This window comes from Sorangium sp. So ce693 (assembly GCF_051521375.1).
In the GTDB taxonomy this organism is placed as follows: Bacteria; Myxococcota_A; Polyangia; order Polyangiales; family Polyangiaceae; genus Sorangium; species Sorangium atrum.
This window is the reverse complement of record NZ_CP150347.1, coordinates 9,749,374-9,773,796: the sequence shown is the minus strand read 5'-3', so window position 1 is coordinate 9,773,796 and position 24,423 is coordinate 9,749,374. Positions and strand designations below refer to the sequence as shown.

General features: G+C 70.7%; 17 protein-coding genes. 6 read left to right on the top strand and 11 right to left on the bottom strand.

Annotation, left to right across the window (positions count from 1 at the left end; genetic code table 11):
• Positions 1–115 precede the first annotated feature (115 nt).
• Complete coding sequence (locus WMF14_RS36505; protein WP_437793778.1) at positions 116–709, top strand: Uma2 family endonuclease; 594 nt, start codon at positions 116–118, stop codon at positions 707–709.
• Positions 710–764: 55 nt separating this feature from the next.
• Here the strand turns inward: WMF14_RS36505 and WMF14_RS36500 are convergent, their stop codons facing one another.
• The 9 genes from WMF14_RS36500 to WMF14_RS36460 form a co-directional block, all read right to left on the bottom strand.
• The gene (locus WMF14_RS36500; protein ID WP_272095750.1) at positions 765–1,724 is read right to left on the bottom strand and encodes a hypothetical protein; all 960 of its coding nucleotides are present in this window, start codon (positions 1,722–1,724) and stop codon (positions 765–767) included.
• A gap of 129 nt (positions 1,725–1,853) precedes the next feature.
• A complete protein-coding gene (locus tag WMF14_RS36495; RefSeq protein WP_437793776.1) occupies positions 1,854–2,861 on the bottom strand; it encodes a UDP-glucuronic acid decarboxylase family protein in 1,008 nt (335 codons plus the stop codon).
• The gene (locus WMF14_RS36490; RefSeq protein WP_437793773.1) at positions 2,858–4,024 is read right to left on the bottom strand and encodes a CgeB family protein; all 1,167 of its coding nucleotides are present in this window, start codon (positions 4,022–4,024) and stop codon (positions 2,858–2,860) included. The genes WMF14_RS36495 and WMF14_RS36490 overlap by 4 nt, the downstream gene beginning before the upstream one ends.
• Positions 4,021–5,160, bottom strand: a complete 1,140-nt coding sequence (locus tag WMF14_RS36485; RefSeq protein WP_437793771.1) for a CgeB family protein — start codon at positions 5,158–5,160, stop codon at positions 4,021–4,023. Before WMF14_RS36485 ends, WMF14_RS36490 begins: the two co-directional genes overlap by 4 nt.
• Positions 5,157–6,302: a CgeB family protein gene (locus WMF14_RS36480; RefSeq protein WP_437793768.1), complete on the bottom strand. Its 1,146-nt coding sequence runs from the start codon at positions 6,300–6,302 to the stop codon at positions 5,157–5,159. The genes WMF14_RS36485 and WMF14_RS36480 overlap by 4 nt, the downstream gene beginning before the upstream one ends.
• Positions 6,293–7,537, bottom strand: coding sequence for a glycosyltransferase family 4 protein (locus WMF14_RS36475; protein WP_437793765.1), 1,245 nt, complete (start codon positions 7,535–7,537; stop codon positions 6,293–6,295). Before WMF14_RS36475 ends, WMF14_RS36480 begins: the two co-directional genes overlap by 10 nt.
• Positions 7,530–8,831, bottom strand: a complete 1,302-nt coding sequence (locus WMF14_RS36470) for a TIGR04295 family B12-binding domain-containing radical SAM protein (RefSeq protein ID WP_437804368.1) — start codon at positions 8,829–8,831, stop codon at positions 7,530–7,532. The genes WMF14_RS36475 and WMF14_RS36470 overlap by 8 nt, the downstream gene beginning before the upstream one ends.
• Positions 8,828–9,961, bottom strand: a complete 1,134-nt coding sequence (locus WMF14_RS36465) for an SDR family NAD(P)-dependent oxidoreductase (protein WP_437793763.1) — start codon at positions 9,959–9,961, stop codon at positions 8,828–8,830. The genes WMF14_RS36470 and WMF14_RS36465 overlap by 4 nt, the downstream gene beginning before the upstream one ends.
• Complete coding sequence (locus WMF14_RS36460) at positions 9,958–11,076, bottom strand: NAD-dependent epimerase/dehydratase family protein (protein WP_437793760.1); 1,119 nt, start codon at positions 11,074–11,076, stop codon at positions 9,958–9,960. The genes WMF14_RS36465 and WMF14_RS36460 overlap by 4 nt, the downstream gene beginning before the upstream one ends.
• Positions 11,077–11,682: 606 nt before the next feature.
• Here WMF14_RS36460 and WMF14_RS36455 point away from each other — a divergent pair.
• From WMF14_RS36455 to pssA, 5 genes are all read left to right on the top strand, one after another.
• Positions 11,683–12,039, top strand: coding sequence for an antibiotic biosynthesis monooxygenase family protein (locus WMF14_RS36455; RefSeq protein WP_012239378.1), 357 nt, complete (start codon positions 11,683–11,685; stop codon positions 12,037–12,039).
• A gap of 332 nt (positions 12,040–12,371) precedes the next feature.
• On the top strand, positions 12,372–13,775 hold the full coding sequence (locus WMF14_RS36450; protein WP_272095739.1) for a selenium-binding protein SBP56-related protein: 1,404 nt from the start codon (positions 12,372–12,374) through the stop codon (positions 13,773–13,775).
• Positions 13,776–13,781: 6 nt separating this feature from the next.
• Positions 13,782–14,420 carry a hypothetical protein gene (locus tag WMF14_RS36445; protein ID WP_437793757.1) on the top strand — a complete coding sequence of 213 codons (639 nt, stop codon included), beginning with the start codon at positions 13,782–13,784 and terminating at the stop codon, positions 14,418–14,420.
• Between the two features lie 186 nt (positions 14,421–14,606).
• Entirely contained in the window at positions 14,607–20,645 is a 6,039-nt protein-coding gene (locus WMF14_RS36440) for an AAA family ATPase (protein WP_437793754.1), read from the top strand.
• Positions 20,646–20,927: 282 nt separating this feature from the next.
• A complete protein-coding gene (gene pssA, locus WMF14_RS36435) occupies positions 20,928–21,854 on the top strand; it encodes a CDP-diacylglycerol--serine O-phosphatidyltransferase (protein ID WP_437793752.1) in 927 nt (308 codons plus the stop codon).
• A 13-nt stretch (positions 21,855–21,867) separates the two neighbouring features.
• Here the strand turns inward: pssA and WMF14_RS36430 are convergent, their stop codons facing one another.
• Together WMF14_RS36430 and WMF14_RS36425 are read right to left on the bottom strand one after the other, a co-directional pair.
• On the bottom strand, positions 21,868–22,053 hold the full coding sequence (locus WMF14_RS36430) for a hypothetical protein (RefSeq protein ID WP_437793749.1): 186 nt from the start codon (positions 22,051–22,053) through the stop codon (positions 21,868–21,870).
• A gap of 576 nt (positions 22,054–22,629) precedes the next feature.
• On the bottom strand, positions 22,630–24,120 hold the full coding sequence (locus WMF14_RS36425) for a lamin tail domain-containing protein (RefSeq protein ID WP_437793746.1): 1,491 nt from the start codon (positions 24,118–24,120) through the stop codon (positions 22,630–22,632).
• Positions 24,121–24,423: the final 303 nt, after the last annotated feature.

The following is a 24,423-nucleotide window of genomic DNA, read 5'->3' as shown; positions in this document are numbered from 1 at the left end:
CTGGTGGGAGCGGAGGCGGGCCGCCGTCGCGGTACACCCCTTGCGTCGGGCGTGATAGGCTCTGTTCATGGTCCAGGCCGCGGCTCGTTCACCCGCACCCGCGTCAGGCCGGCGAATGTCGCTCGTCGAGTGGGCGGCCTTGCCCGAGGATGAGTCGGGCGAGCTCGTGGACGGGCTGCTCGTGGAGGAAGAGGTGTCCGGCTACGTTCACGAGGTCGTGGTCGGCTGGTTGATCCACATGCTCCGCGTCTGGATCACCCCCCGAGGCGGGCTGGTGGGCGGCTCGGACGCGAAATTCGCGGTCAAGGCGCAGCGGGGCCGGAAGCCCGACGTGACCGTCTTTTTTCCCGGGAACCGGAGGCCGCCGGCGCGGGGGCTCGTGCGTATCCCGCCCGATATCGCCGTCGAGGTCGTCTCTCCCACGCCGAGCGACGGGCGCCGCGATCGTGTCGAGAAGCTCCGCGAATATGCCGCCTTCGGGGTGCGCTGGTACTGGATCGTCGATCCGCAGCTCCGGAGCATCGAGGTCCTGGAGCTCGGGGCGGATGGGCGCTATGCGCACGCGCTCGACGCGACCGATGGGAGCATCGATGTGCCTGGGTGCGAAGGGCTCCGGCTGGATCTCGATGCGTTGTGGGAGGAAGTCGATCAGCTCGGCGCCGAGGAGGGCGAAGCGCCGGAGGAAGACCAGGAGAGCTTGCCGCGGTAGCCTGCCGGCGGCGCCTCATGGCGCCGCCCTTCGTCGGCTCGCCTCGCCGGCGCGGTCAGTTGATGGGCACGAACTCCCCACACGCCTGTTCGATCGCCGCGAGGGCGTTCGTGAGGCCGTCCTCGAGGTGCCCTTCGCACAGGTCCCAGAAGAACCCACGGCCGTCGGCGGCGAACAGGTCCACGAGCCTCTGCATGTCCTCGGCCGCTTCCGCGTCCCCATAAGCGCCCGCGCACTCCCGCCTCCCGCCGATGCCGAGGAACACCACGTTCTTCGCGTCACCCTTCGCGGCGACCAGCCGATCGTGGATCTGTTGCGGCGTCTGGCGCGGGACGGGCTGCTCGTCCTCGTCGGTGATCGCCACCACCACGAGCAGCGCGTCGTTGCGGAGGAACCCCGCGTTCTCGGCGGTCGAGAACGGCGGCTCCAGCGCGGCGGCGACGGTGGACGCGGGCTGCTCGTCGTCGCTGTCGCCGGTGCACTCGACGTCGTCCGCATAGAGGTCGGCAGCGCACTGGAACTCGCCCGTGAGGTCGGTGCTCGTGCTCTCCATCCACGCCTTGCCGCTCTGGAACGAGCAGTCGCCCGCGGCGCCGCGCGTGTGGAAGTTGGCGGGGAGCGGGCAGGCGTCCATCACGGCCGCGCGGAAGTCGATGATGCCATCGATATCGAGCAACGCCTGCGCGAACGCCGGGAACACGACGTCGCGCATCGATGCCTTCTCCTCGTCCATGCTCGAGGAGTTGTCGAGCGCGAACACGACATCGACGTGCTCGCACCCCGTCGCGCCGTTGCCTCCTGCTCCGCTGGTCCCGCTGCCGGACCCGGACCCGATGCCGGAGCCAACCCCCTCGCCGAAGGAACCCCCCTGGCCGCTGGAACCCCCCGCCGGCGCATCGCCCGAGCTCGAGCCGCCCGGCGAACCGCCGGTATCGCCCGTGCCCGAGTCCCCGCCGCAGCCCGCGATACCCACCGTCGCCGCGCAGAGCGCCGCGCACCATGCCCTGAGATCCATGCCGCTCTCCTTCGCTCTAAGTTAAGGGCGTAGTGCCCCTGCCGTTCGCCGCACGGCCCTGTGCGACAATCGGGCGTCAGAGCGCTCACGGTATCATGAGCGCCGCACCGGCTCCACGGTCGGCTCGACTCAGCCGTTCGCAGCCCGGGGCAATGGTGCGTCATCGTCCGACACAGGGAGCCCAGGTGCGCGATGGCCCAGCCCGAGCGCGCCCCGGAAACCCTCGATCGTGCGGCGAAGACCCGTGCGCAACGGCACCTTGGGCTCGAACCCGAGCACCCGCCTCGCGCGATCGATGACCGGCTGCCGCTGCCTCGGATCGTCCTCGGGCAGCGGGCGGAACACCACGCGACCGCGGCTCCCGGTCAGGTGGAGCACCTCCTCGGCGAGCTCCAGCACCGTGAACTCCTCGGGATTGCCCAGGTTCACCGGGCCCGTCTCGGCCGGGTGCTCCATCAGCCGGACGATCCCCTCGATGAGGTCGTCGACGTAGCAGAAGCTCCGTGTCTGGGAGCCATCGCCGTACACTGTGAGGTCCTCACCCCGGAGCGCCTGTACGATGAAGTTCGACACCACCCGACCGTCGTCGAGCGCCATCCGCGGGCCGTACGTGTTGAAGATCCGCGCCAGGCGTACCTCCACGCCGCGCCGGTGGAAGTCCATCACCAGCGACTCGGCGCAGCGCTTCCCCTCGTCGTAACAGGAGCGGATCCCGATCGGGTTCACCGCGCCCCGGTAGTCCTCCGGCTGCGGGTGGACCTCGGGATCGCCGTAGACCTCGCTGGTCGACGCCTGGAAGACCCGCGCCCCGCAGCCCTCGGCGAGCTTCAGCGCGTGGAGCGCGCCGACCACGTTGACCAGCGTGGTCCGGACCGGATCGCGCTGGTAATGCGGCGGGCTCGCCGGCGAGGCGAGGTTGTAGATGCGATCGACCTCCCGCTCGTACGGCTGCATGACGTCGTGCTCCACCAGCCGGAAGCGCCGGTGAGAGAGGAGATGGGCGACGTTGTCCCGGGAGCCCGTCGAGAAGTCGTCGAGCGCGACGACCTCGTGGCCCTCCCGGATCAGCCGATCACACAGGTGGGAGCCGACGAATCCGGCGCCCCCGGTCACCAGGATGCGCAGCGCTGCGCTCATGTCTCTCTGACCTCCTCTCCAGGTCGACTCGCCACGTCGACGTCATCATCCCCGGTCCCCCCCCGGTCCCCCGGGCGCTCCGGCGCGTCCTGCTCGTCGAGCAGCTCCCGGGTGTACCTCTCCAGCGCCTCGGCGCGGTGCGCCGCGGTGTGTCGGGCGAGCACGCGCTCGCGCGCCCGCTGGCCGATCGCGATCCGCTCCCGCTCGGGGAGCTCGCGGAGCAGGTGGAGCACCTCCTCCGGGGAGCGGGCGACCAGGATCTCCTTGCCAGGCTCGAAGAGCTCGTCGAGCCCAGGCCAGTCGTCGCTGATCACCGGCACGCCGCACGCCGCCGCCTCGAAGAGGCGCACGCTCGGCGAGTACCCCGCCTCGATCATGTCCCGGCGGGTGACGTTGAGCGTGAAGCGCTGCGCGCCGTAAAAGCCGCGGTGATCGCCCGGCGGGACGTGATCCGTGCGATCGACGTTGGTGGGCCAGCCGAGGTCCGCCGGGTACTGCGGGCCGGCGACCACGAAGCGGCCTCGCCCCCAGCGGCGCGCCGGCGCGACGAGGAGCCGGTCCAGCGTGGGCTGGCGATCGGCGCTGTACGTGCCGAGGTAGCCGAGATCCCACCGGGGCGGCGCGCGCTCAGGGAAATACTCGTCCGGATCCACCGAGCAGTAGAGCGCTCGCGCCCGCTTCGCCCCGTGGCGGCGCTCGAGCCGCTCGAGCGTCGGGCCGCCCGTGAACGAGAGGTACAGGTCGTACCGCGGGATCAGCGCCGGAGACAGGTACCCGGCGCCTCCCCGCTCGATCTGCTTGAGCGTCACCGGCGTGTCGATGTCGTAGAACGCGGTCTTGCCGCGCGCCGTCTCCGTCACCCAGGCGCCGACCTCGGCGCCGTCGGGCACGTAGGACCCGACGACCACGAGGTCCGCGTCGCGCACCGCGCCCGCGAAGCGCGCGCGGAGATCGTCGAGCCCCCGGTAGAGCTCGGTCCGGCCGTAGGGCGGGCTCGGGAGGTCGCGGTTCTCCGCGTAGAACCAGAGGTCCCGCTCCAGGAACAGCACGCTGTGCCCCCGCTGGGCCAGCCGCCTGAGCAGCCCGCGGTACGTGGTCGCGTGGCCGTTGCCCCACGACGAGGTGATCGACAGGCCCAGGAAGACGAAGGAGATGGGCTTCACGGCGGCGCGTTCGCGGTGAGGGTTGCGCCGTCGGGGCGGGCCAGCAGGGCCTCGACCTGCCTCGCGCGCTCGGCGTAGGTGTGCCCCGCGAGCACGCGCTGCTTCGCCGCCCTGCCGATCGCGCGGGCCCGCTCGGGCGTGAGCGTCCGGAGGATCTCGGCGACGTCGTCGCCGCTCCTCGCGACCAGCACCTCGCGCCCGGGCTCGAGGAAGAGCTCGATCCCCTCCCACGCGTCGGTGACGAGGCACGCGGCCGCGCCCGCGGCCTCGAAGACGCGGGTCGCCGGGGAGAAGCCGACCGACGCCATGCTGTCGCGGGCCACGTTCAGCACCGCGCGGGCGCTGGCGTTGAAGGCGTTGTGGTCCACCGTGTAGACGTGCCCGACGTAACGGACGTTCGGGGGCAACGCCTTGTCCTGCCAGCCGCTGCCGCCAAGGAGGAACCGGAGCCCGGGGAGCGCGGCCGCGGGCCGCAGGAAGAACTCCTCCACGCGCCGCTCCCGGTCCGGCAGGCGGTTGGCGAGCAGCGCAAAGTCGCAATGAAATCGAGGATCCGGCGCGACCTCGAGGTGGGTCTCGGGATCGAGCGCGTTGTAGATGGGCGCGCAGCGCCGCGCGCCGAGCGCCTCGTAGCCGCGCACCACCGGGTCGCCGCCGCCGTAGGTGAAGACCAGGTCGTAGCGCGGGATCTGCGCGCGGAAGGGATCCGACGGCGCGGCGCGGACCCGCTCGAGCGTGGCCGGGGCGTCGACGTCCCAGAAGATCGTCGTGAGCCCCGGCCGATCGAGCGCGGCGACCTCGGCCTCGAGCAGCTCGTCGAAGACGCCGACGCCGCTGGCCTTGACGACCACGTCGGCGCTCCGGGCCTGCTCGACGAGCCGCCTGGGCTCCGCGGGGTCGGTGCCGGAGTAGACGACGACGCGGGCCCACGGCGGGTCCTCGATGTCGCGGTGCTTCTGCCGATCGTAGGCGTCCGGCTCGTGGAAGGTGATGCGGTGCCCTCGCGCCGCGAGGGCGCGGAGGATGCCGCGGTAGTAGGTGGCGGCTCCGTTCCAGTAGGCGGAGACGAGGCTCGATCCGAAGAAGGCGATGTCGAGCGATCGGCTCGGGGTCGGGCGTGGGTTGCGTCGGTTCATGACGTGGCTCGCTGGGGTGGGGCGGCGGGCGCGGGGCGGTCGACCTCGACGCCGAGCTCGGCGGAGATGGCGAGGAGCTCGTCGACCCGGTGGGCGCACGTGTGGCGCGCGAGGATCGTCGCGCGCCCCCGCTCCGCCAGCTCGGCGGCCAGGGCGGGCTCGGCGAGGAGGGCCGCGAGGTGGCGCTTCATCTGGTCGCCGTCCCGGGCGACGAGGTAGTCGAGGCCGGGCGAGAAGAGCCCCTCCGCGTCGCTCCACGGCGAGCAGACGAGCGGGATGGCGCAGGCCATGGCCTCGAACGGCCGGATGGTCGGGATCCCCGGGAGCGAGGCGACGTAGGGCCTCCTCGGGACGTGGACGGTCACCCTGGCTTGCGCGAACGCCTCGGGAGCGCGGTAGTTGGGGAGCCAGCCCCGGTGCTCGATGCCGGCCGCGTCGAGCGCGGCGCGGGCGTGCTCGGGGTAGCGCACCCCGTACACGCGGGCGGAGAGGCCGAGCTCGCGCGCAGGGCCGATCAGGAACGCGTCGAGCTCGCGGGTGCGCTCCTCGTCGCCCCAGTTGCCGATCCACACGAGATCGCGCTCCGGCCGGGCCCCGCGGCGCGGGCGGAACACGCGGACGTCCGCGGCCTCGTGCCAGACGAAGGCCCTGCGGGCCCAGCGGCGCGCGAGGTAGATGTCGCGGATCACCCGGCCGAAGGCGAGGACGCCGTCGTAGCGGGTGAGGTCGTAGCGCGCCATGGCCCCGGGATCCGTGGCCGACCGGTGGTGCGTGTCGTGGAAGAGCAGCCGGTACGCCGCGCGCGGCGCGCGTGCCCGGTGCGCGCCGATGCGGGCGACCAGCTCGGGCTCGCTCCACTCGTGGACGATGACCAGCGAGGTCCCCTCGAGCGCCTCGTCCAGGTCGAGCGAGGCAAGGTCGTAGCGGATCGGATCGACGCGCGGGTAGACCTCCCTCACCTCGCGCAGCGGCGCCTCGCCGTGATCGGCGACGAGGTTCTGGAGGCTCCAGGCGTCCCTCGGCTCGAAGGCGCGGACCTCGTGCCCGCGCTCGGCGAGCTCGGTGACCACGCCGCGGAGGAAGTGCGCGTTCCCGTGGTTCCAGTCGGAGAGCAGGGAGTGGCAGAACAGGGCTATGCGCATGGCGCGCTCGCCTTCTTCGCGGGGAGCGCGGCCGCGAGCCCCGAGGTCCCGCGCCGCTCGAGCACCACGGCCGCATCGCGCGCCGGCGAGCGCGCTTCCCTCGCCGGCGAGCGCCCTTCTTCGCTGGGCCCGCGGCCGAGGAGCTCGCCGTAGAGGCGCAGGTAGCCCCGGGCCATCCGCCGCGGCGAGAAGCCGAGGGCGCGGGCGCGGGCGCGCGCAGCCATCTCGCGCCGCGCGCCGGGCGCGTCGATGAGCGTCCGGAGCGCGCGCCGGAGGGCCTCCGTGTCGCCGGGATCCACGTAGAGGGCCGCGTCCCCCCAGACCTCGCGCAGGCTGGGGATGTCGCCCAGGACGAGGGCGCACCCGGAGAGCGCCGCCTCCAGGACCGACAGGCCGAACGGCTCGTAGCGGGCCGGGTGAGCGTAGATCGACGCGCGGCCGAGCGCGGCGGCGACGGCGGAGGGCGAGAGCACGCCGAGGTGCTCGAGCGAGGGGTGGGGGATCGCGCCCGCGCCCCCGCCGGGACGCACGTCGCTCCCGGCCACCTGGATCGGCCAGGGCAGGTGAGGGGCCACCTCGCCGAGCGCCTCGATGTTCTTGGCCTGGTCCCAGAGCCGCCCGACCGCGAGGACGAGCTCCTCCTTGGGGCGCGGGGCGAACCGCGCGGGATCGGCGGCGTTGGGGATCACCTCCGCCCGCGAGCCCGCGGGGAGCGGGCCGTGGTGGCGCAGGAGGGCGTCGAGCATCGCCCGGGTCGGGGCCACCACCGCCGGCGCGGCGGCGAGCCCCCGGGCCACCTCGCGCCGGTAGCGATCGTACCGCGGCGGCGCCTCCCCGCCGAGGACCGCCGCCCACCAGGAGAGGACGCACGAGTGGGCCACCACGAGCTTCGGGGCGCGGAAGTCGAGCGCGCCGTGCGCATAGCCGTTCAGGTGGATCAGCGCCGGGCGGAGGCGCTCCTCGAGCTCGAGGAGCCAGTCCCCGGCGCGCGCGACGTCGTCCCAGGGATCCTCCATCCACTCGAGCCGGAAGGAGCTCTCGAAGACGGCGAGCCCGGGCACGCGGCCCGCGGCCTCGCGCTGGGGCGCGGAGAGCGGCCCGCCCAGGGTGGCGAGCGACGTCCTGACCCCGCGCGCCGCGAGCGCGCGCGCGAGCTCGATCGCGTAGGAGAAGACGCCCCCCATCGTGTCGGCGGTCATCAGGACGGAGCCGGGGGCGCGCGCGGCGTCAGCCATGGCCGGGGGGCGCGATCTCCAGCGCGGAGAGCGGGAGAGGGCGGCTGTCCTGGAGGTCGCTGAAGCGATCGAACCGATCGAGGTAGTGCGCGACCGAGCGCTCCCACGCCTCATCGTCGGGTGCGCCCCAGCGCATCGTGTACTCGGGCGAGCCCGGGTAAGGGAACATCGGCACCGGCTCGTTCGCCCACACGCCGTGCTGCCGCAGCCGCTCCCGGAAGGCGGCGACGTCCGCGGGATCGTCGGTCGGCGACTGGATCAGGTTCGCCTGGACGAAGGGGACGCTCTTCTTGGCGTGGATCAGGAGATCGCCGAGCTGCTCGGTCGAGAGTTTGCAGCGCTTGGCCAGGAGGCTCCTGCCCTCCCGGGTGATGCTCTCCACCCCTGCCTCGATCGAGACGCACCCCGCTCTCCCGAGCAGGTCGAGCATCTCCCGGCTCCAGTTGTCGACGCGCATCTGGACGCCGAACGACACCGGGCGATCGACGAGCGCCTCGAGCAGCGGGCGATCCGGCAGGAAGATCTCGTCGATGAAGTAGACGTAACGGACGCCCTGGGCGACGAGCCCGTCGAGCTCGTCGAGGAGCACGTCGAGGGGGCGCTTGCGGTAGCCCTCGCGGAAGTTGTCCTTCGCGCAGAAGGTGCAGTGGTAGGGGCACCCTCTCGACGCCTCGACCTCGGCGCCGGGGCCGATCGGCGCGGCGTCGAAGCGGTGGTGGTGGTGGGCGTGGCGCGCCACCGTGGCCTCGTCCCAGCGGAGGGCCGGCAGCCGGCCCATGTCCGAGGCGCGCGGGCCGCCCTGCACGCGCGCCTCGTCGCCTTCCAGCCAGGCGATCGAGTCGATCTCGCCCCAGCGCGATCGCGGGCGATCGGCGAGCTCCACCAGCACGTCCTCGCACTCGCCCATCACCACGGCGTCGACGCCGAGCTTGCGCAGGGTGGCGCGAGGGGTGGTGGAGGCGTGTGGCCCCACCGCGAGCCGGAGCCCTGGCAGCCCGTGGAGCGCGCGGAGCGCCTGCTGCGGGACGCGGAGCTCGGGCGGCGCGCAGCGCCAGAAGAGGTAGCTCGGCGCGGTGGTCACCACGATCGCATCGGCGCGGAGCGCGGCCACCTCGTCGCGGAGGGCGCCATCGGCGAGGCCCCGGGCCTGGGCGTCGACGACGGTCGCCTCGTGCCCCGCGGCCTCGAGCAGCGCCCTGGCGTAGCCGTACTCGAGGGGCAGGTGAGGCTCGCGGCAGCCGAAATAGATGCTCCCCTCGAAGCTCCAGGCCGGGTTGACGAGCGCGAACCTCACCGGACGCCCCCCGCGCACGGCTCCTTCGCGGGCTGGCCGGCGCCGGCGGCCTTCCCGGCGCCCGTCGTCTCCGTCATCTCCCGCAGCCAGCCGTGCAGCCTGCGCACCCCCTCGCGGACCCGGACGCGCGGCCACCACCCCGTGGCCGCGGAGAGCCGGCGGCAGTCGGAGACGTAGTACCGCTGATCGCCCGGCCGCCACCCCTCGAAGCCGATCAGGGGGCGCTTGCCGTCGAGCTCCTCGATGAGGTCGAGCAGCTCGAGCAGGCTGAGGGTGTTCTCCGGGCCCCCGCCGACGTTGAACGCCGACGCCGAGATCCGCCGGATGTCGCCGCGGGCGAGGAGGAGCGCGTCGACGAGGTCGTCGATGAAGAGCACGTCCCGCACCTGCATCCCGTCGCCGTAGAGGGTGATCGGCTCCCGCCGGAGCGCCTGGAGGAGGAAATGAGCGACCCACCCCTGGTCCTCGGTCCCGAACTGGCGAGGACCGTAGATACAGCTCATCCGGAACACCGCCGCGGGGAGCCCGAAGGTGCGGGCATAATCGATGACGTACTGGTCCGCCGCGCCCTTGGAGCAGCCGTAGGGGCTGTGGAAATCGAGCGGGCGGGCCTCGGAGACGCCGGAGGCCCGGAGCTCCGGATCCGCGGGCTCGTAGCGCCGGCCGCTGCACGAGAGCGGGACGTCGGGGAGGCCGCCGTACACCTTGTTGGTCGACGTGAGGAGGAGCGGCGGAGGGGCGCTCTCGGCGCGGATCGCCTCGAGGACATTGAGCGTCCCGCGGGCGTTGATCTCGAAGTCTTCCACCGGCTGGACGAGGCTCGTCGTCACGGCCACCTGGGCGGCGAAGTGGAAGACGCTGGAGGCGCGCCGGACCGCTGCCGCGACAGCGCGGGCGTCCCTCACGTCGCCGGTGATCAGCGTGACGCGGTCACCGTGGGTGCGCCTCAGCCACTCGACGTTGCGCGCCACCGAGGGGCGGGAGAGGTTGTCGAAGAGGATCACCGCCTCTCCCGCCTGGAGCAGGCGGTGGGCCAGGTTGGCCCCGATGAAGCCGGCGCCGCCGGTGATCAGCGCCGGGCGTCCTTCCGCCAGGGTCGCGCCGCCCGGGTCGAGCGCCGCGGCGCTCATACCGTCAGCCCCCTGGACTCCAGCTCTGCGCGCGCCTGGGCGACAGCGTCCTTCGCCACCTGCCCCTCGAGCCAGTCGGCGAGATCGCGGAGCCCCTCCTCGAGCGACACCCGGGGCGCATACCCGATCTTCTGCTGCGCCGCGCCGATGTCGGCGAAGCAGTGCCGGACGTCGCCCAGCCGGGATTTCCCGACGATCTCGGGCTCGATACCGCTCTTCCCCATCACCTCGCGGACGCGCTCGGCGACCTCGCGCACGGTGGTCGACCGCCCGCTGCCGATGTTGAGCACCTGGCCGATCGCGGCGTCGGCGCCGAGGGCCCGGACGCAGGCGCGGGCGACGTCGGTGACGCTCACGAGATCGCGCCGCTGCAGCCCGTCCTCGAAGATCACCGGCGGACGGCCGTTGAGGAGCCTCGCGGCGAAGATGGCGAGGACGCCGGTGTACGGGTTGGAGAGGGCCTGGCGGCGGCCGTAGACGTTGAAGAAGCGGAGCGCGACGGTCGGGATCTGATAGGCGCGCCCGATCATCAGGCAGAGCCGCTCCTGGTCGTACTTGGAGAGCGCATAGACCGACTCGAGCGACGGGGGCTTGGACTCGGGCGTCGGGATGGGCACGAGCGCCTCGCCGGCCTCGCTCCGGACCTCCCAGTCGCCGCGCCTGAGCTGCTCGAGCGGCCGGCTCACGCCGGGGACCACCGCGCCGGAGGCCGTCCGGTAGAGCCCCTCGCCATACACGCTCATGCTGGAGGCGACGAGCAGCCTCGAGACCGGCTTCTCGGCGAGCTCCTCGAGGAGCACGGCGGTGCCGACGTTGTTGATCGAGGTGTACTCCGCGATCTTGTACATGCTCTGTCCGACCCCGACCGCGGACGCGAAGTGGACAACCGCGTCCACGCCGCGGAGCGCCGACCTCACCGCCTCCCGGTCGCGGACATCACCCACGATGAGCTCGACCTCCGGGTCGAGGTACGCCGGACGGCGGCGGTCGGGGCCGTGCACCTGAGGGACCAGGCTGTCGAGCGCCCGGACGCGGACCCCCTGGCGCAGGAGCTCGTCGGCGACGTGAGAGCCGATGAACCCTGCTCCACCGGTGATGAGGACGTGGCTTGTCATATCCCTCTGGTTCGATGATCGGCGCACGGCGGAGGCGCCGCGAGCCCGGGCGGAACAGGCGAGGCGAGCGAGGCCAAATGAGGCCGGAGGTCGATGTCCCTTGCGATGACGTCGTGCTCCGGCGGATCGCTGCGCGTCGTTCCCTGCTCCGTTCGTTGCAAACAGGGCATGATCGTTGCCCCGGACGCCATCCGAGTATCATGCGACTCACGATCACGCAAGCATCGTTGTGAGGTATTCAACAAGGGCCCGCTCCGTGCGATTTTCCGTGCTCCGCTGAGGAATGCTCGAGTCTGGCGAGCCCATAGGGGCTTTCCCGTCGTCTTCCGGGCCGGTCTGTACCGTTCGAGTGCGCGAGATCCGCTGACGTCGGAGCGGTTAGGGTGAACCCGTAGCGATGGTTCTGATCGGTTGCGTGTCGCCGGAGGCATTGCATTGAGCTCCGAGGGATTGCCAGGCATTCTGCCGGCGTGCGGGCGGCGCCAGCGCGGGAGCGCGCGGGCAGGGCGGCGAGCGCCGCGTGGCCCCGGTCGGGCACGGGCGCTGCTAAGCTCTCCGTCGCCCGCAGCATGCGGGCCTCCCGTACGAGCAAGAAGGAGAGGAGCGATGATCGTCGTCACCAACCGCATCCCCGTCGCCGAGGGCCACGAGGCCGATTTCGAGGATCGCTTCAAGAACAGGGTCCACCTGGTCGATCAAGCGCCCGGCTTCATCCGGAACGAGGTCCACAGGCCGAAGCCGATGAAGCTGGACCACGCGACCGGCGCGTGGAGCCCGGACCCGGACGCGCAGGGGTTCTACGAGGTGAAGACCTGGTGGCGGTCCATGGACGACTTCATCGCCTGGACGCGGAGCCCCGCGTTCGCGGAGGCGCACAGGAACCGCGCGCCGAAGGAGATGTTCGCGGGCCCGAGCAAGCTCGATATCCACGAGGTATTTCTCAGCACCGATCTGAAGGGGTAGGCCCGGAGCGCGCCGGCGATCGAGCGACGACTGACGACCGAGCGAGCACCGGCCTCCGCCCGGCGCCTCGAGCGTCGCGTCGACCCCTGCAACACCGAGACAGCGCGGGGCCTGCCGGGACGGTAGACCCGGTCCGAGGCATCTGTTATCACGGATCCACGTAGACGGTCTGATCTGGTCCGGCCCGACGCGCGGAGCCGCCCGGGGAGGAGGCGTATCGGCCAGGTCGCCTGCCGCCCTTCACGGCCCCGCGCCGCGGGCAGCGCGCGCTGGTCCTCGCCGGCGGCGCCTGGAAGAACACGCGAACGCCCAGAACCAAGGAGACGCAGCGCATGCGGTTTCGTCCGGATCCCACCTTTTACCCGTCGCCGCGCCTGGCGATGGAGGCGCCGCCCGAGCGGCTGGCCTACGTGACCGCGCTCGACGCGGGCGCCGCGCTGAAGCGCCCGGGCGAGCTGCGCCACGACGCGCTCACGGTCGTCGATCTCGATCCGAGGTCGCCGGCGTACGGCACCCTGGTCTCGGTCAACGAGCTGCCGACCTATGGCGATGAGCTCCACCATTCCGGCTGGAACGCGTGCAGCGCCGCCCTGTGCCCCTACGCGCCGCACCCCCACGTCGAGCGCCGCTTCCTCCTGCTCCCGGCGCTCCGCTCGTCGAACATCTTCGTCTTCGACGTCAAGCCGGACCCGCGCCGCCCCGAGCTCGTCCACACGGTGCGCGCCGAGGAGATCGCGAAGCGGGCCGGCTACTCGCGCCCGCACACGCTGCACTGCGGCCCCGACGGCATCTACGTGAGCGCGCTCGGCGGCCCTGACGGCGACGGGCCGGGGGGCATCTTCGTGCTCGACTGCGAGAGCTTCGATGTGCTCGGCCGATGGGAGATCGATCGCGGGCCGCAGTTCCTCCACTACGACTTCTGGTGGCACCTCGGCCACGACACCCTCCTCACGAGCGAGTGGGGGACGCCGAAGATGATCGAGGACGGCGTGAATCCGGAGCTCCTGCTCGGCAAGAAGTACGGCCACCGCGTCCATGTATGGGACCTGCGGAAACGCAAGCACCTCCAGGCGCTGGATCTCGGCGATGAGCACCAGATGGCGCTGGAGCTCCGCCCCGCCCACGACCCGACCAAGGCGTATGGCTTCGTCGGCGTCGTCGTGAGCGTCAAGGATCTCTCCGCCTCGATCTGGCTCTGGCATCGCGACGGCGATCGGTGGGCGATCCGCAAGGTGATCGAGGTGCCGGCCGAGCCCGCGGATCCCGACCTCTTGCCGCCGCTGCTCAAGGGCTTCAAGGCGGTGCCGCCGCTGATCACCGACATCAACCTCTCCCTCGACGATCGCTTCCTCTACGTCTCTTGCTGGGGCACAGGCGAGCTCCGCCAGTACGATGTATCGGACCCGTTCCACCCGAAGCTGGCTGGCTCGGTGCACCTCGGCGGGATCGTGCGACGGGCGGCGCATCGCCGCTCCGGCCCGCTGCGGGGCGGGCCGCAGATGGTCGAGGTGAGCCGCGACGGCCGGCGCGTCTACTTCACGAACTCGCTTTACGCGTCGTGGGACGAGCAGTTCTATCCCGAGGGCGTGGGCGGCTGGATGGCCAAGGTCGATGTGGCGGCGGGCGGGGGCATCACGGTCGATCCCGAGTTCTTCGTCGATTTCGGCGCGCTGCGCCCTCACCAGGTGCGGCTCGAGGGGGGCGACGCGTCGTCCGACTCGTTCTGCTACCCCTAGCCGGCCATGATGCCCTGGCTCACGCTGGCGCTCCTCGGCGCCTATCACGGCGTCAACCCTGGCATGGGCTGGCTGTTCGCCGTCGCCCTGGGCCTGCAGGAGAAGAGCAGCGGCGCGGTGCGGCGGGCGCTCGTCCCCATCGCGCTCGGCCACGCGGCGTCGATCGGCCTCACGGTCGCGCTGCTCGGGGTCGGGCTCGCCAGCGTCCCCGCCGCGGCGCTCCGGTGGCTCACGGCGGCCGCGCTCGTCGCGTTCGGCGTGCTCAAGCTGGTGAGGCCGCGGCACCCGAGGTGGGTCGGGATGCGCGTCGGCTTCCGCGACCTGACCTGGTGGTCCTTCCTGATGGCCACCGCGCACGGCGCGGGGCTCATGCTGATCCCGGTCTTCCTGCTCAGCGAAGGCAACCCCGCTCCGTGCCACGGCGGCGGGTGTCACAACGCGGCTGGCCTGTCGCTCGCGAGCCCGCTCGGCTACCTCGCCGCGGTCGTCGTGCACACGGCCGCCATGATGGTGGCGGCCGCTGCCGTCGCGCTCGTGGTCTATCACAAGCTCGGCGTCGCCATCCTTCGCACCGCCTGGTTCAACCTCGATCGGGCCTGGGCCGTCGCGCTCATCGGGGCCGGCGTCATCGCCGTGCTGCTCTGACGTCCGTTGTGGCGGGCGACCGGGCGACGGCCTGGCTCCCGAGCTCGCCCGCACCCACCTCACCGCCCTGACAGTCGACGGCGGCCCGCCTGCGCATCTCTGCGCGATGTGCAACCGTCCCCGACAACTCTATAAATTTGGCGCGCATCGCGCTGACCTAGCCCGATCGTCTTCCAAGGCTCGCACATGGCCAGGGATTCACAGTATGTCAAGCTCGAGCTTCTCCACGAAGGGGCAGATACCCTCGTCTTTCGAGCGCGTCGTAAAGAAGACGACCGGCCGGTAGTGCTCAAGGTCTTGCGACGCGACCACGCCGACCCCCGCGCTCTCGGGCGGCTGCTCCACGAGTACGAAATCGCCAGCGCGATCGAGGCTCCCGCCGTCGTCAAGCCTTATGCGATCGACGCGCTCCACGGCCAGTCTGCGCTGATCCTGGAGGACTTCGGGGGCCGCCCGCTTGATCCTCCCCCCGGCGAGCCGATGCCGCTCGAGCGCTTCTTCCCCCTCGCCCTCCGCATTGCCGCGGCGCTCGCCGAGCTGCATCGGCATCACCTCATCCACAAGGACATCAAGCCTCAAAACCTGCTCTACAACCCGGATACCGACCAGGTTAAGATCACCGATTTCGGGATCGCCTCCCGAGCACCTCGCGAGTCCCAGGATCTCACCCGCGCCGGTCTCATCGAGGGGACGCTGGCCTATATGGCCCCGGAGCAGACGGGCCGGATGAACCGCTGGATTGACGAGCGGACCGACCTGTACTCCCTCGGGGTCACGTTCTACCAGATGCTGACGGGCCGCCTGCCCTTCGAGGCGCGCGATCCCCTGGAATGGGTGCATTGCCACATCGCCCGAACGCCGCTCCCGCCCCACGTGATCGTGCCCTCCGTTCCCCCGCCGCTGTCCGCCGTCGTGCTCAAGCTGCTGGCCAAGGCCGCCGAGGAGCGTTACCAGAGCGCGCTCGGCCTGCGGCACGACCTGGAGGCTGGCTTCGCAGCGTGGCAGGCCACCGGCACCATAAAGGCCTTTGCGCTCGGGCAGCGTGACCTCTCCGACCGCTTTCAGGTCCCGCAGCGGCTCTATGGGCGCGAGCGCGAGGTCGAGGCGCTGCGCGCCGCCTTCGATCGGGTGGCGGCGAAGGGCCGGCCGGAGCTCGTGCTCGTATCGGGGTACTCGGGCATCGGCAAAACGTCGCTCGTCGCCGAGCTGCACAGCCCGGTGGTGCGGGAGCGCGGGTGTTTCCTCTCCGGCAAATGCGACCAATTCAACAGGAACATCCCCTACCTTCCTTTCCTCCAGGCGTTTCGTGGTCTCTTGCAGGAGATCCTCTCCGCCAGCGAGGAGCGGGTCGACCGCTTCCGGCAGCACCTCCGGGAGGCCCTTGGCTCGAATGGCCGGCTGCTCGCCGACGTGCTGCCCGAGATCGAGCAGCTCGTTGGCCCGCAGGAGCCCATGCCCGAGCTCTCGGCGACCGAAGCCCAGAGCCGGCTGCTCGCGACAATCCAGCGCTTCGTCGCGGCGACGGCCCAGAAAGAGCACCCCGTGGTGCTCTTCCTCGACGATCTTCAATGGGCCGACGCGGCCAGCTTGAAGCTCGTCGAGCAGCTCGTGACGTGCACCGAGACCGCGCACCTGCTCCTGCTGGGCGCCTACCGCGACAACGAGGTCGTCCCCGCGCACCCGTTGCCGCGCATGCTGGCCGAGGCGAAGAAGCGCGGCGCCGTCGTCTCCGACGTCGTCCTCGCGCCGCTCTCGGCGGCCGATGTCGGAGCGCTCGTGGCCGAGGCGGTCCACGCCAGCGCGGCGCAGGCCGAGCCCCTCGCGCGGCTGGTCTACGAGAAGACCGGCGGCAACCCGTTCTTCGTGCTCCAGTTCTTGATCGCGCTGCATCAAGAGGGGCTCATCACCCTCGACGCGGAGGCGGGCGCATGGCGGTGGGACATCGCCGCGATCCGCGACAAGGGCTTCACCGACAACGTCGTCGAGCTGATGACGGAGAAGCTAAGACGGCTCCCGATCCTGGCGCTGGACGCGCTGAAGCTCGCCGCGTGTCTGGGCAGCCGCCTGGACCTCGACACCCTCGCGGTGGTCGCGAAGCGGCCGGCGACAGAGCTCCGCGAGGCGCTCGAAGAGGCCGTGCAAGAGGGGTTGATCGTCGGTCAGGGCGGGACCTACAGGTTCCTCCACGATCGGGTGCAGCAAGCCGCCTACGCGCTGATCCCGGCCGGACGGCTCGCCGAGGTGCACCTGGGGATCGGCTGGCTGCTCTTGAAGCGACAGCGCGCGGAAGAGCGTGACGACATGATCTTCGACGTCGTCGGTCACCTCAACCGCGGCGCGACGCTCGTCCGTTCCCGGGCGGAGAGGGAAGAGCTCGCCGCGTTGAACCTCCGCGCCGGCAGGAAGGCCAAGGCCGCGGCGGCGTTCCACGGCGCGGCAGCGCACTTCGCCGCGGGCATGGCGTTGCTCGCGCCGGACAGCTGGGAGACGCAGTACGAGCTGACCTACGACCTGACCTTCGAGCGCGCATACGCCGCGTACGTCACGGGCAGCTTCGAAGACGCCGAGCCGCTGTTCGAAGAGCTCAACTCTCGGGCGCGGACCGAGCTCGAGAGGGCCGCGGTCGTCGAGCTCGCGGTCGGCTTCCATGTGACCCGCAGGCAGAGCGTCCGCGCGCTGGAGCTGGGGCTCCGGTGCCTCCGCGCCTTCGGCATCGATTTACCGATCCACCCGACCGACGCCCAGGTCGAAGAAGACACCGAGCGCGTGTGGCAGGCGCTGGGGGACCGGGCGATCGAGGATCTGATCCGCCTGCCCCCCATGACACACCCGGAGATCAAGGTCGTGATGGGGGTCCTGCGAGGTGTGGCCCTCGCCGCTTATTTTGTGGACCCGAACCTGATGTATCTCGTCAACGTGCGCAAGATCGAGCTCAGCCTGCGCCATGGTAACGCCGAGAGCTCCGCCCACGCGTACAGCACCTTCGCGGTCGAGATCGGCCGGAGGTACTGGAAATACAAGGAGGCTTTCCGCTTCGGCGAGCTCGCCTGCGGCCTGGCGGACCGGAGCAGCCTCCTCACGAAGTCCTTCGTGTTCACCGCATTCGGAAATCACCTGAGCTTCTGGCGGCGGCACTACCGAGAGGCTTCCTCTTATGCGCGTATCGGTTTCAACGCCGCGATCGAGTCCGGCGATCTGCATCTGGCATGCAGCAACTGCCAGTACTCCCCGTTGTTCCCGCTCTCCTGCGGTGAGCCTCTCGAGGACGTCCTTCATGAGGTCGAAGATCGACTTGGCTTCGTGCGCAGAGCCCGTCATGCGTTCTCTCATGACATTCTCCTCGGTGTTCATTGCCTGATCCAGGCGCTGCGGGGGAGGCCGATTCGCCTCTCGATGCTCGATGGATCGGTCCTGGATCAGGCAGCTTTCGAGGCGCGGCTGAATCCGAAGGATCTCGAGGGGGCTCACTGCTTCTACTATATATTGAAAGCACAGGCGTTGTTCGTGCTCGGCTACCCCAAGGAGGCGGCCCGTGCGACGACCATCGCGAGCGCCGAGCAAGCCTGGCGGTTTGAAATGGGGCCCTTGGTCGTCGAGTTCGTCTTCTATCGGACGCTCGCGCTCGCCGCCGCCTGCGAAGAGCCGTCGTCGTCGCCGCGGGAGCTCCCCGAGGGCCTCCTCGCGGGCGAGAGGCAGCTCGCCGTGTGGGCGGACAACTGCCCCGAGAACTTCCTCCACAGGCACGCGCTCGTGCGCGCCGAGATCGCTCGGCTCCTGGGGCACGAATCCGAGGCGAACCGGCTCTATGAGCAAGCCATCTCGTCGGCGCGGGAGCACGGCTTCGTCCAGCATGAGGCCATCGCGTGCGAGCTCGCTGCGGCGTTCTGCCGCGCGCACGGCCTTCCCATCGCCGCCGACGCCTACCTGCAAATGGCCCGCGCCGGCTACTTCCGCTGGGGCGCCCATGCCAAGGTGGAGCAGCTCGACCAGCGCTACCCCCACCTCGTGGAGCGCAAGCCCATCGCCCCCACCGTCACCTTTGCGCTGCGGGCCGAGCAGTTCGACGTCCTTTCGGTGGTCAAGGCCTCTCAGAGCATCTCCGGGGAGCTGAAGCTGCCGCGCCTGCTCGAGACACTGCTGCGCGTCGTGGTCGAGCACGCAGGCGCCGATGAGGGGGTTGTGCTCCTCCTCCGGGGCGAGCGTCTCTCGACCGCGGCCGCGATCGAGGCGAGCGGAGGGACGGTGCGATCGCTCGATCTGGGCGAGGAGCAGACGGCGGCGCTCCCGCGATCGATCCTCAACTATGTTCGCCGGAGCCGCGAGCGCGTGCTGCTCGACGACGCCACCGCCCCTCACCCGTTCCTTGAGGACGAGTACTTCACGCGCAGGCGACCGAGGTCCCTGTTATGTCTCCCCATCGCGCGCCAGACCCGGCTGCTCGGCATCCTGTACCTGGAGAACAGCCTGGTCACCGGGGCGTTCACCCCCGGGCGGCTCGACGTGCTCGAGCTGCTCGCCTCGCAAACGGCGATCTCGCTGGAGAACGCCATGCTCTATTCCGATCTCGAGGAGGAGAACTCCGAACGGCAGCGTGCCGAGCAGGAGCTCAAGGCCAATCAGGAGATCCTCCAGGGCATCGTCGACAACTCGGCGGCAGCCATCTACCTCAAGGACCGCGAGGGCCGCTTCCTGCTCGCGAATCCGCGCGTGTGCGACCTGTTTCGCCTGCCGAGCGAGGAGCTTCTCGGGAAGACCGACGCGGAGATCGTCCCCGCTCCGATCGCGGAGATCCTTCGTGACCACGACCGAAAGGTGCTCGAGGTGGGTGCGCCCATGGAATGGGAGGAGGAGCTGCCGCTCTCCGATGGGTCACGCACGTTCCTGTCGATCAAATTCCCTCTCGGCAAAGGCGCTGCGCCGCGCGCGATCTGCGGTATCTCCACCGACATCACGGAGCGCAAGCAGGCCGAGCGGGCCCAGCGCTTTCTGGCCGAGGCGAGCCGCAAGCTGATGGCGCTGGGCTACGACGCCACGCTGGCCAGCGTGGCCGATCTCGCGGTGCCTGCGCTCTCCGACCAGTGCCTCGTCAGCGTCCTCTCCGAGGACGACGCGATCTTCGGCACCGCCGCCTCAGGGGTGCGCCTCGAAGAGATCCAGGCGCTGCGCAAGGCGCTGACGCCCCCCGCGGCGGCGACGTCGACCGAGGCCGAGATCGGGGACGCCCGCGCCCTGCCCCTGATGCAGCAGCTCGGCGTCCACGCCTACCTTCGCGTTCCGCTCAGCGCGCGCGATCGATGCCTCGGGGTCATGTTCCTGCTCGCAACGGCGCCGCAGCGTCGTTATGGGCCCGCCGACCTTGCGCTGGCCGAGGAGCTGGGGCGACGTGCCGGCCTCGCGCTCGACAACGCCCGGCTGTACGCGTTGGCCCGGGAGGCGATCGGGCGGCGGGACGAATTCCTCACGATCGCCTCTCATGAGCTCAAGACCCCGCTCACGTCGTTGCAAATGCAGATTCAGAGGATCGAGCGGCTCGTGCGCCGCGACCCGTCTGCGCACCTCAACCCAGGGCGGATCGAGACCATGCTCCGCGTCCTACATCGGCAGAGCGCGCGGCTCGGGAATCTGGTGAACGAGCTGCTCGATGTCTCGAGGCTGAACGCCGGACGACTGACGCTGGCGTGCGAGCCAATCGAGCTCACCCGCCTGACCCGCGACATCGTCGAGCGGGTGGCGCCGCAGCTCGCGGCGGCCGGCTGCCGGGCAGAGCTCGACATGGACGAGCCGGTGGCTGGGGTCTGGGACAGGTCCCGCCTGGAGCAGGTCCTGCTCAACCTCCTGTCGAACGCGATGAAGTACGGCATGCATCAGCCCATTCACGTGGGCGTGCGCAGGCAGGGGGACTCGGCGTTGATCACCGTCCGAGATCAGGGGATCGGGATAGCCGAGGAGGATCAGGCCAGGATCTTCAATCGCTTCGAGCGCGCGGTGTCAGTGCGGAATTTCGGCGGCCTCGGCCTCGGCCTGTATCTGGTGCGCTGGATCGTGACGTCGCATGGCGGGACCGTCCGGGTGGAGAGCAAACCGAACGCTGGAGCGACGTTCGTCGTGCAGCTCCCCTTGCGTCCCCCGGCGGTGGGCAACCAGGACGAAACGTCATGCTACAGGGCTGACGACGACGGCTTGGCCCCTGTCCCAGGAAACCACTGGGAGCTCGGCAAACTATGATCGGAGGCCCGCGGCTGCCCTGGTGAGAACCGCCGCGCGCGGCACTCGGCGCGATCGAGGACCTGTCAACCAGAATCGGTCAAAGCCTGTCTCGATGCGGGCCCTCTTCGCCACGAGCGTATGCATCGTCCGGTCCCAGCGGCACGCCCAGCGGCGATCCACGCCGCCGCCTGGCCTGCAGCTTGAACGCGTGCGGCCTCATGTATTACGAGGCCGGCCGGCCGTGCTCGTCGGGCCGCGGCCTTCTGCCGCGCTGCGCCGATGTCCCGCGGGATCGCCACCATGTCAGAACATCATCGAGCAGCGTGGGACACCGGCGTCGGGCCGTGGGGTCCCGCGGGCCCGGGGCAGGGGACGAGGGCGCGTCCCGGGCGCCCGCGCGGCGAGGTGGCGCTGGAGCGGCCGCGGCCCGCGCCAAGGCGGACCCTGTATCTCCTCCCCAACCTGATCACGCTGTCCTCGGTCTTCTGCGGCTTCGACGCGGTACGGCTCTCGGCCTCCGCGCGGTCCGACGACGACTTCCAGCGCGCCGCGCTCCTCATCCTCTTCGCGATGCTCGCCGACACGCTCGATGGCCGCGTCGCGCGGATGACCCGGACCGAGAGCGCGTTCGGGGTCCAGCTCGACTCGCTGGCCGATCTCGTCTCCTTCGGCGTGGCCCCGGCGCTGCTCGTGTACCAGTGGGCGCTCCACCGCCTCGGTCTGGCCGGCGTGCTCGGCGGGGCCGTGTTCGCCGCGTGCGGGGCGATCCGGCTCGCGCGCTTCAATGTCCTCTCCATGGGAGAGGCGGGCAGGCTACCTTCGCCCGCGAGGTACATCGTGGGCCTCCCCGTCACGGGCGCGGCGGGGATGCTGATCGCGATCGTCATGACCCACCGCGGCGCGGACGGGCAGCTCGGCGGCGCCGGCGTCGAGCTGCCCGTCCTCGCGACGACGCTGCTCGTCTCGATGCTGATGGTGTCGACGCTCCGGTTCCGCTCGTTCAAGGATCTCCGGCCCGGCCCCCGCACGCTGCTGGCCATCGCGCTCGCGCTCGGATCGATCGCGCTGCTCTCCGTCCGCTGGGGGCCCGCGCTCGTCCTCGCCTGGGGGCTCGGCGCCTATGTCGTGCTCGGCGTCGTCGAGTCGCTCTGGCGGCTCCCGGCGCTACGGCGCGGCGCTCCGGCCGTGCTCGAGGCGCGCGCCCGGGGAGGCGAGGAGCGGCCGTAGCGCGGCCCGCCGATCACGGCCTCCCCGACTGCCAGTACCCGTTCCCCTGCTGCTTCCACCACTTCACCTCGGCGCTCGGGGACCCCGGCCACGCGCGATACGTGTAGATCCCGTCGTCCAGGAGACAGATCGGGTCCTGGTTCTCGTGGCTCAAGCAGACCTTCCCGGGCCCTCTGTCGTACTCGAGATAGTAATCCACCTGTTCGGGGTCCTGTAGCCCATCACTCCAGATATTTTTCGTTCGTGCCTCCCATCTGCCCATCGACACATAGGTGAACGTTCGATGGGTGGTCCCGGTGACCCCTCCGGCCCTGGTGGTTGGCCCGGAGTACGCATAGATCATCATCTGCGCATAGGCGGCCGCCGACGTGAGCGACACGACGGCCAGGGTAGCGAGACCGCGGCGTAGCCTGCTCATGGATCACCCCTCCTGCCATTGAGAGAACGATGCTTGTCTCGAACGATCGGCTGTACGTCAGGTCCCTCCGACCTTGACGCGGTTCACCCTCTAGAGCCCTGGCGCTGACCGTCAACCCTGTGTACCTGCCTCCGGGTATACGCTTCGCGCGGCCGCGAGCAGGCTCGTGCTGGGCTGCGCACGCGGCGCTTTGGCGCTCGACCTCGATGGGCTGTCGCGGAGATCTGGAGCGAAGGAGCCGGCTGGCCGCTCTGCGGGACCAGCCCGATCGACCCCTCTGCAACCGTGGTTCGGGGCGGCCTCGGGTCACGGTGACCCGGGGCCAGCGGGGCAATCCACGCTCGCGCGAGCGGCGCCTCAGAACGCCGAGCCGTCCGCGCGAAGGCCCGGAGAGGCGCTCGCGCCAAGGGTGCTGTGCAGCACGAACGGCACCCCCGTGGAGGCGTCGGGGCTGCGGTTCATCGAGACGCCGTCCTGCGCCGCGAGCCCGCTCGCGTAGGTGACGGTGTCCACGGTCGCGCCCGAGGCGCTTCGCAGCGTGACCGTGTCCCCGCTGTTGCCGAGGTTCAAGGACCCCGTGGACGCCGCGACGGCCCCGCTGCCGCTCGGCACGGCGGACGCGCCGCCGTACACGACGATGGCCGTCGAGGGCCCGAGCGACGCGCCGGTCGGGAAGGTGTGCCGCGTCGACGTGCCGTCCGACAGCGTCCAGCCGGCGAGGGCCGCCGCCGCCGTGCCGACATTGACGATCTCCACGAACTCGCCCGCCGTGTTGCTGCCCGGCTCGTTCGCGAGGACCTCGTTGATGATCACGGCGGCGGTGCCCGTGCCCCCGCCGCTGCCGCCGGCCCCGCCGCTGCCGCCGGCCCCGCCGCTGCCGCCGGCCCCGCTGCCGCCGGCCCCGCCGCCGCCGCCGGCCCCGCCGCCGCCGTCGGGGACCAGGAAGTCGCGCACGACGCCCATGTGCTGCATGTTCGAGGCGCCGCTGTCCGACGAGAGCGCGGGGCTGATCTCGGACAGCGGCGAGTAGACGCGCGTGTCCGCCACCAGGCCGTTCACGAAGCTGCTCCCGCCGATGACGACGGCCGTCTCGTACGCCTCCAGGTCCCCGTCGACGAGCACCCAGTCGTAGGGCTTCGTCCTGCCGGCGTTGGTGTTCGCGTTCCCGTTCCTGTCGGCGGGATAGGGTCCGGCCGTGACGACGACGTCGGAGAGGCTCGAGACGCACGCCTCGGTCCGGCTCCCCGTGTTGAAGTCGCCGCCGATCACCAGGTAATCGCCCTGGGCCACGTTCGCCTCGATGAACGAGACGAGGTCCTGCGCCTCCGTGTTGCGCGCCGCCGCGCTGGAGGTCAGGAGGTGGACGCTGATCGCGAACACGTGGCCGGGGCCGGGGATATCGATGCGCGCCCACGCGAAGTCCCGGTTGCTCACCGACATGTCGTCCCACTCGCCGGACGCCACGATCGGCCACCGGCTCACGATCCCGTTCGGGATCTGCGCCCCGCTCTCGCGGTAGTAGCTGAACCCGGCGCCGAACGTCGCGTCCACGAAGCCGCGGATCTCGGACGCGGTGTTGCCTCCGTAGTTGAACTCTTGCAGCAGGGCGATGTCGGGCTTGATTCCCTGCAGGATGCGCTTGCCGTGCCCGGGATCGTAGCTCTGGTTGTTGCCGCTCGTGATGTTGGCGGCCATGAGCCGGACGCGCGTCGACAGCGCATCGCTGTGCTCGCCGAGGAGCTCCGCCTCCGCGCCCTCCTCCTCGTCGAGCGGCAGATCGGCCGCGCACGCGGGCATGGCGAGCGCCGCGGCGAGCAGAGGCAGTCGAACCCATGAGCATCGCTTCAAGAAAGAAGACGTCGATCGCATATCGCTGCACCCGACCTTTCTGGGGATCGTCTCCTGGAGCATCCCCTCGAGTTCTTCGGGAAAATTCACAGGGAGGCGGGGAGTGAAACCACTCCGTTCTCTCCGTCTCCCCGCCTCCCTGTTGAGTTCTTCTCTAAAGATGTGAGCAAAACGAGGGGTTTGTCAGGAACGTCTCATTACAGCACGGAACGATGGCGCGGCGGTGTCGCGTTCGTCCCTGTTCCATGCAGTGAGGATGCCGTTCCGGTTGCGGACGGACGACACCCGACGTCGGGCGCGCTG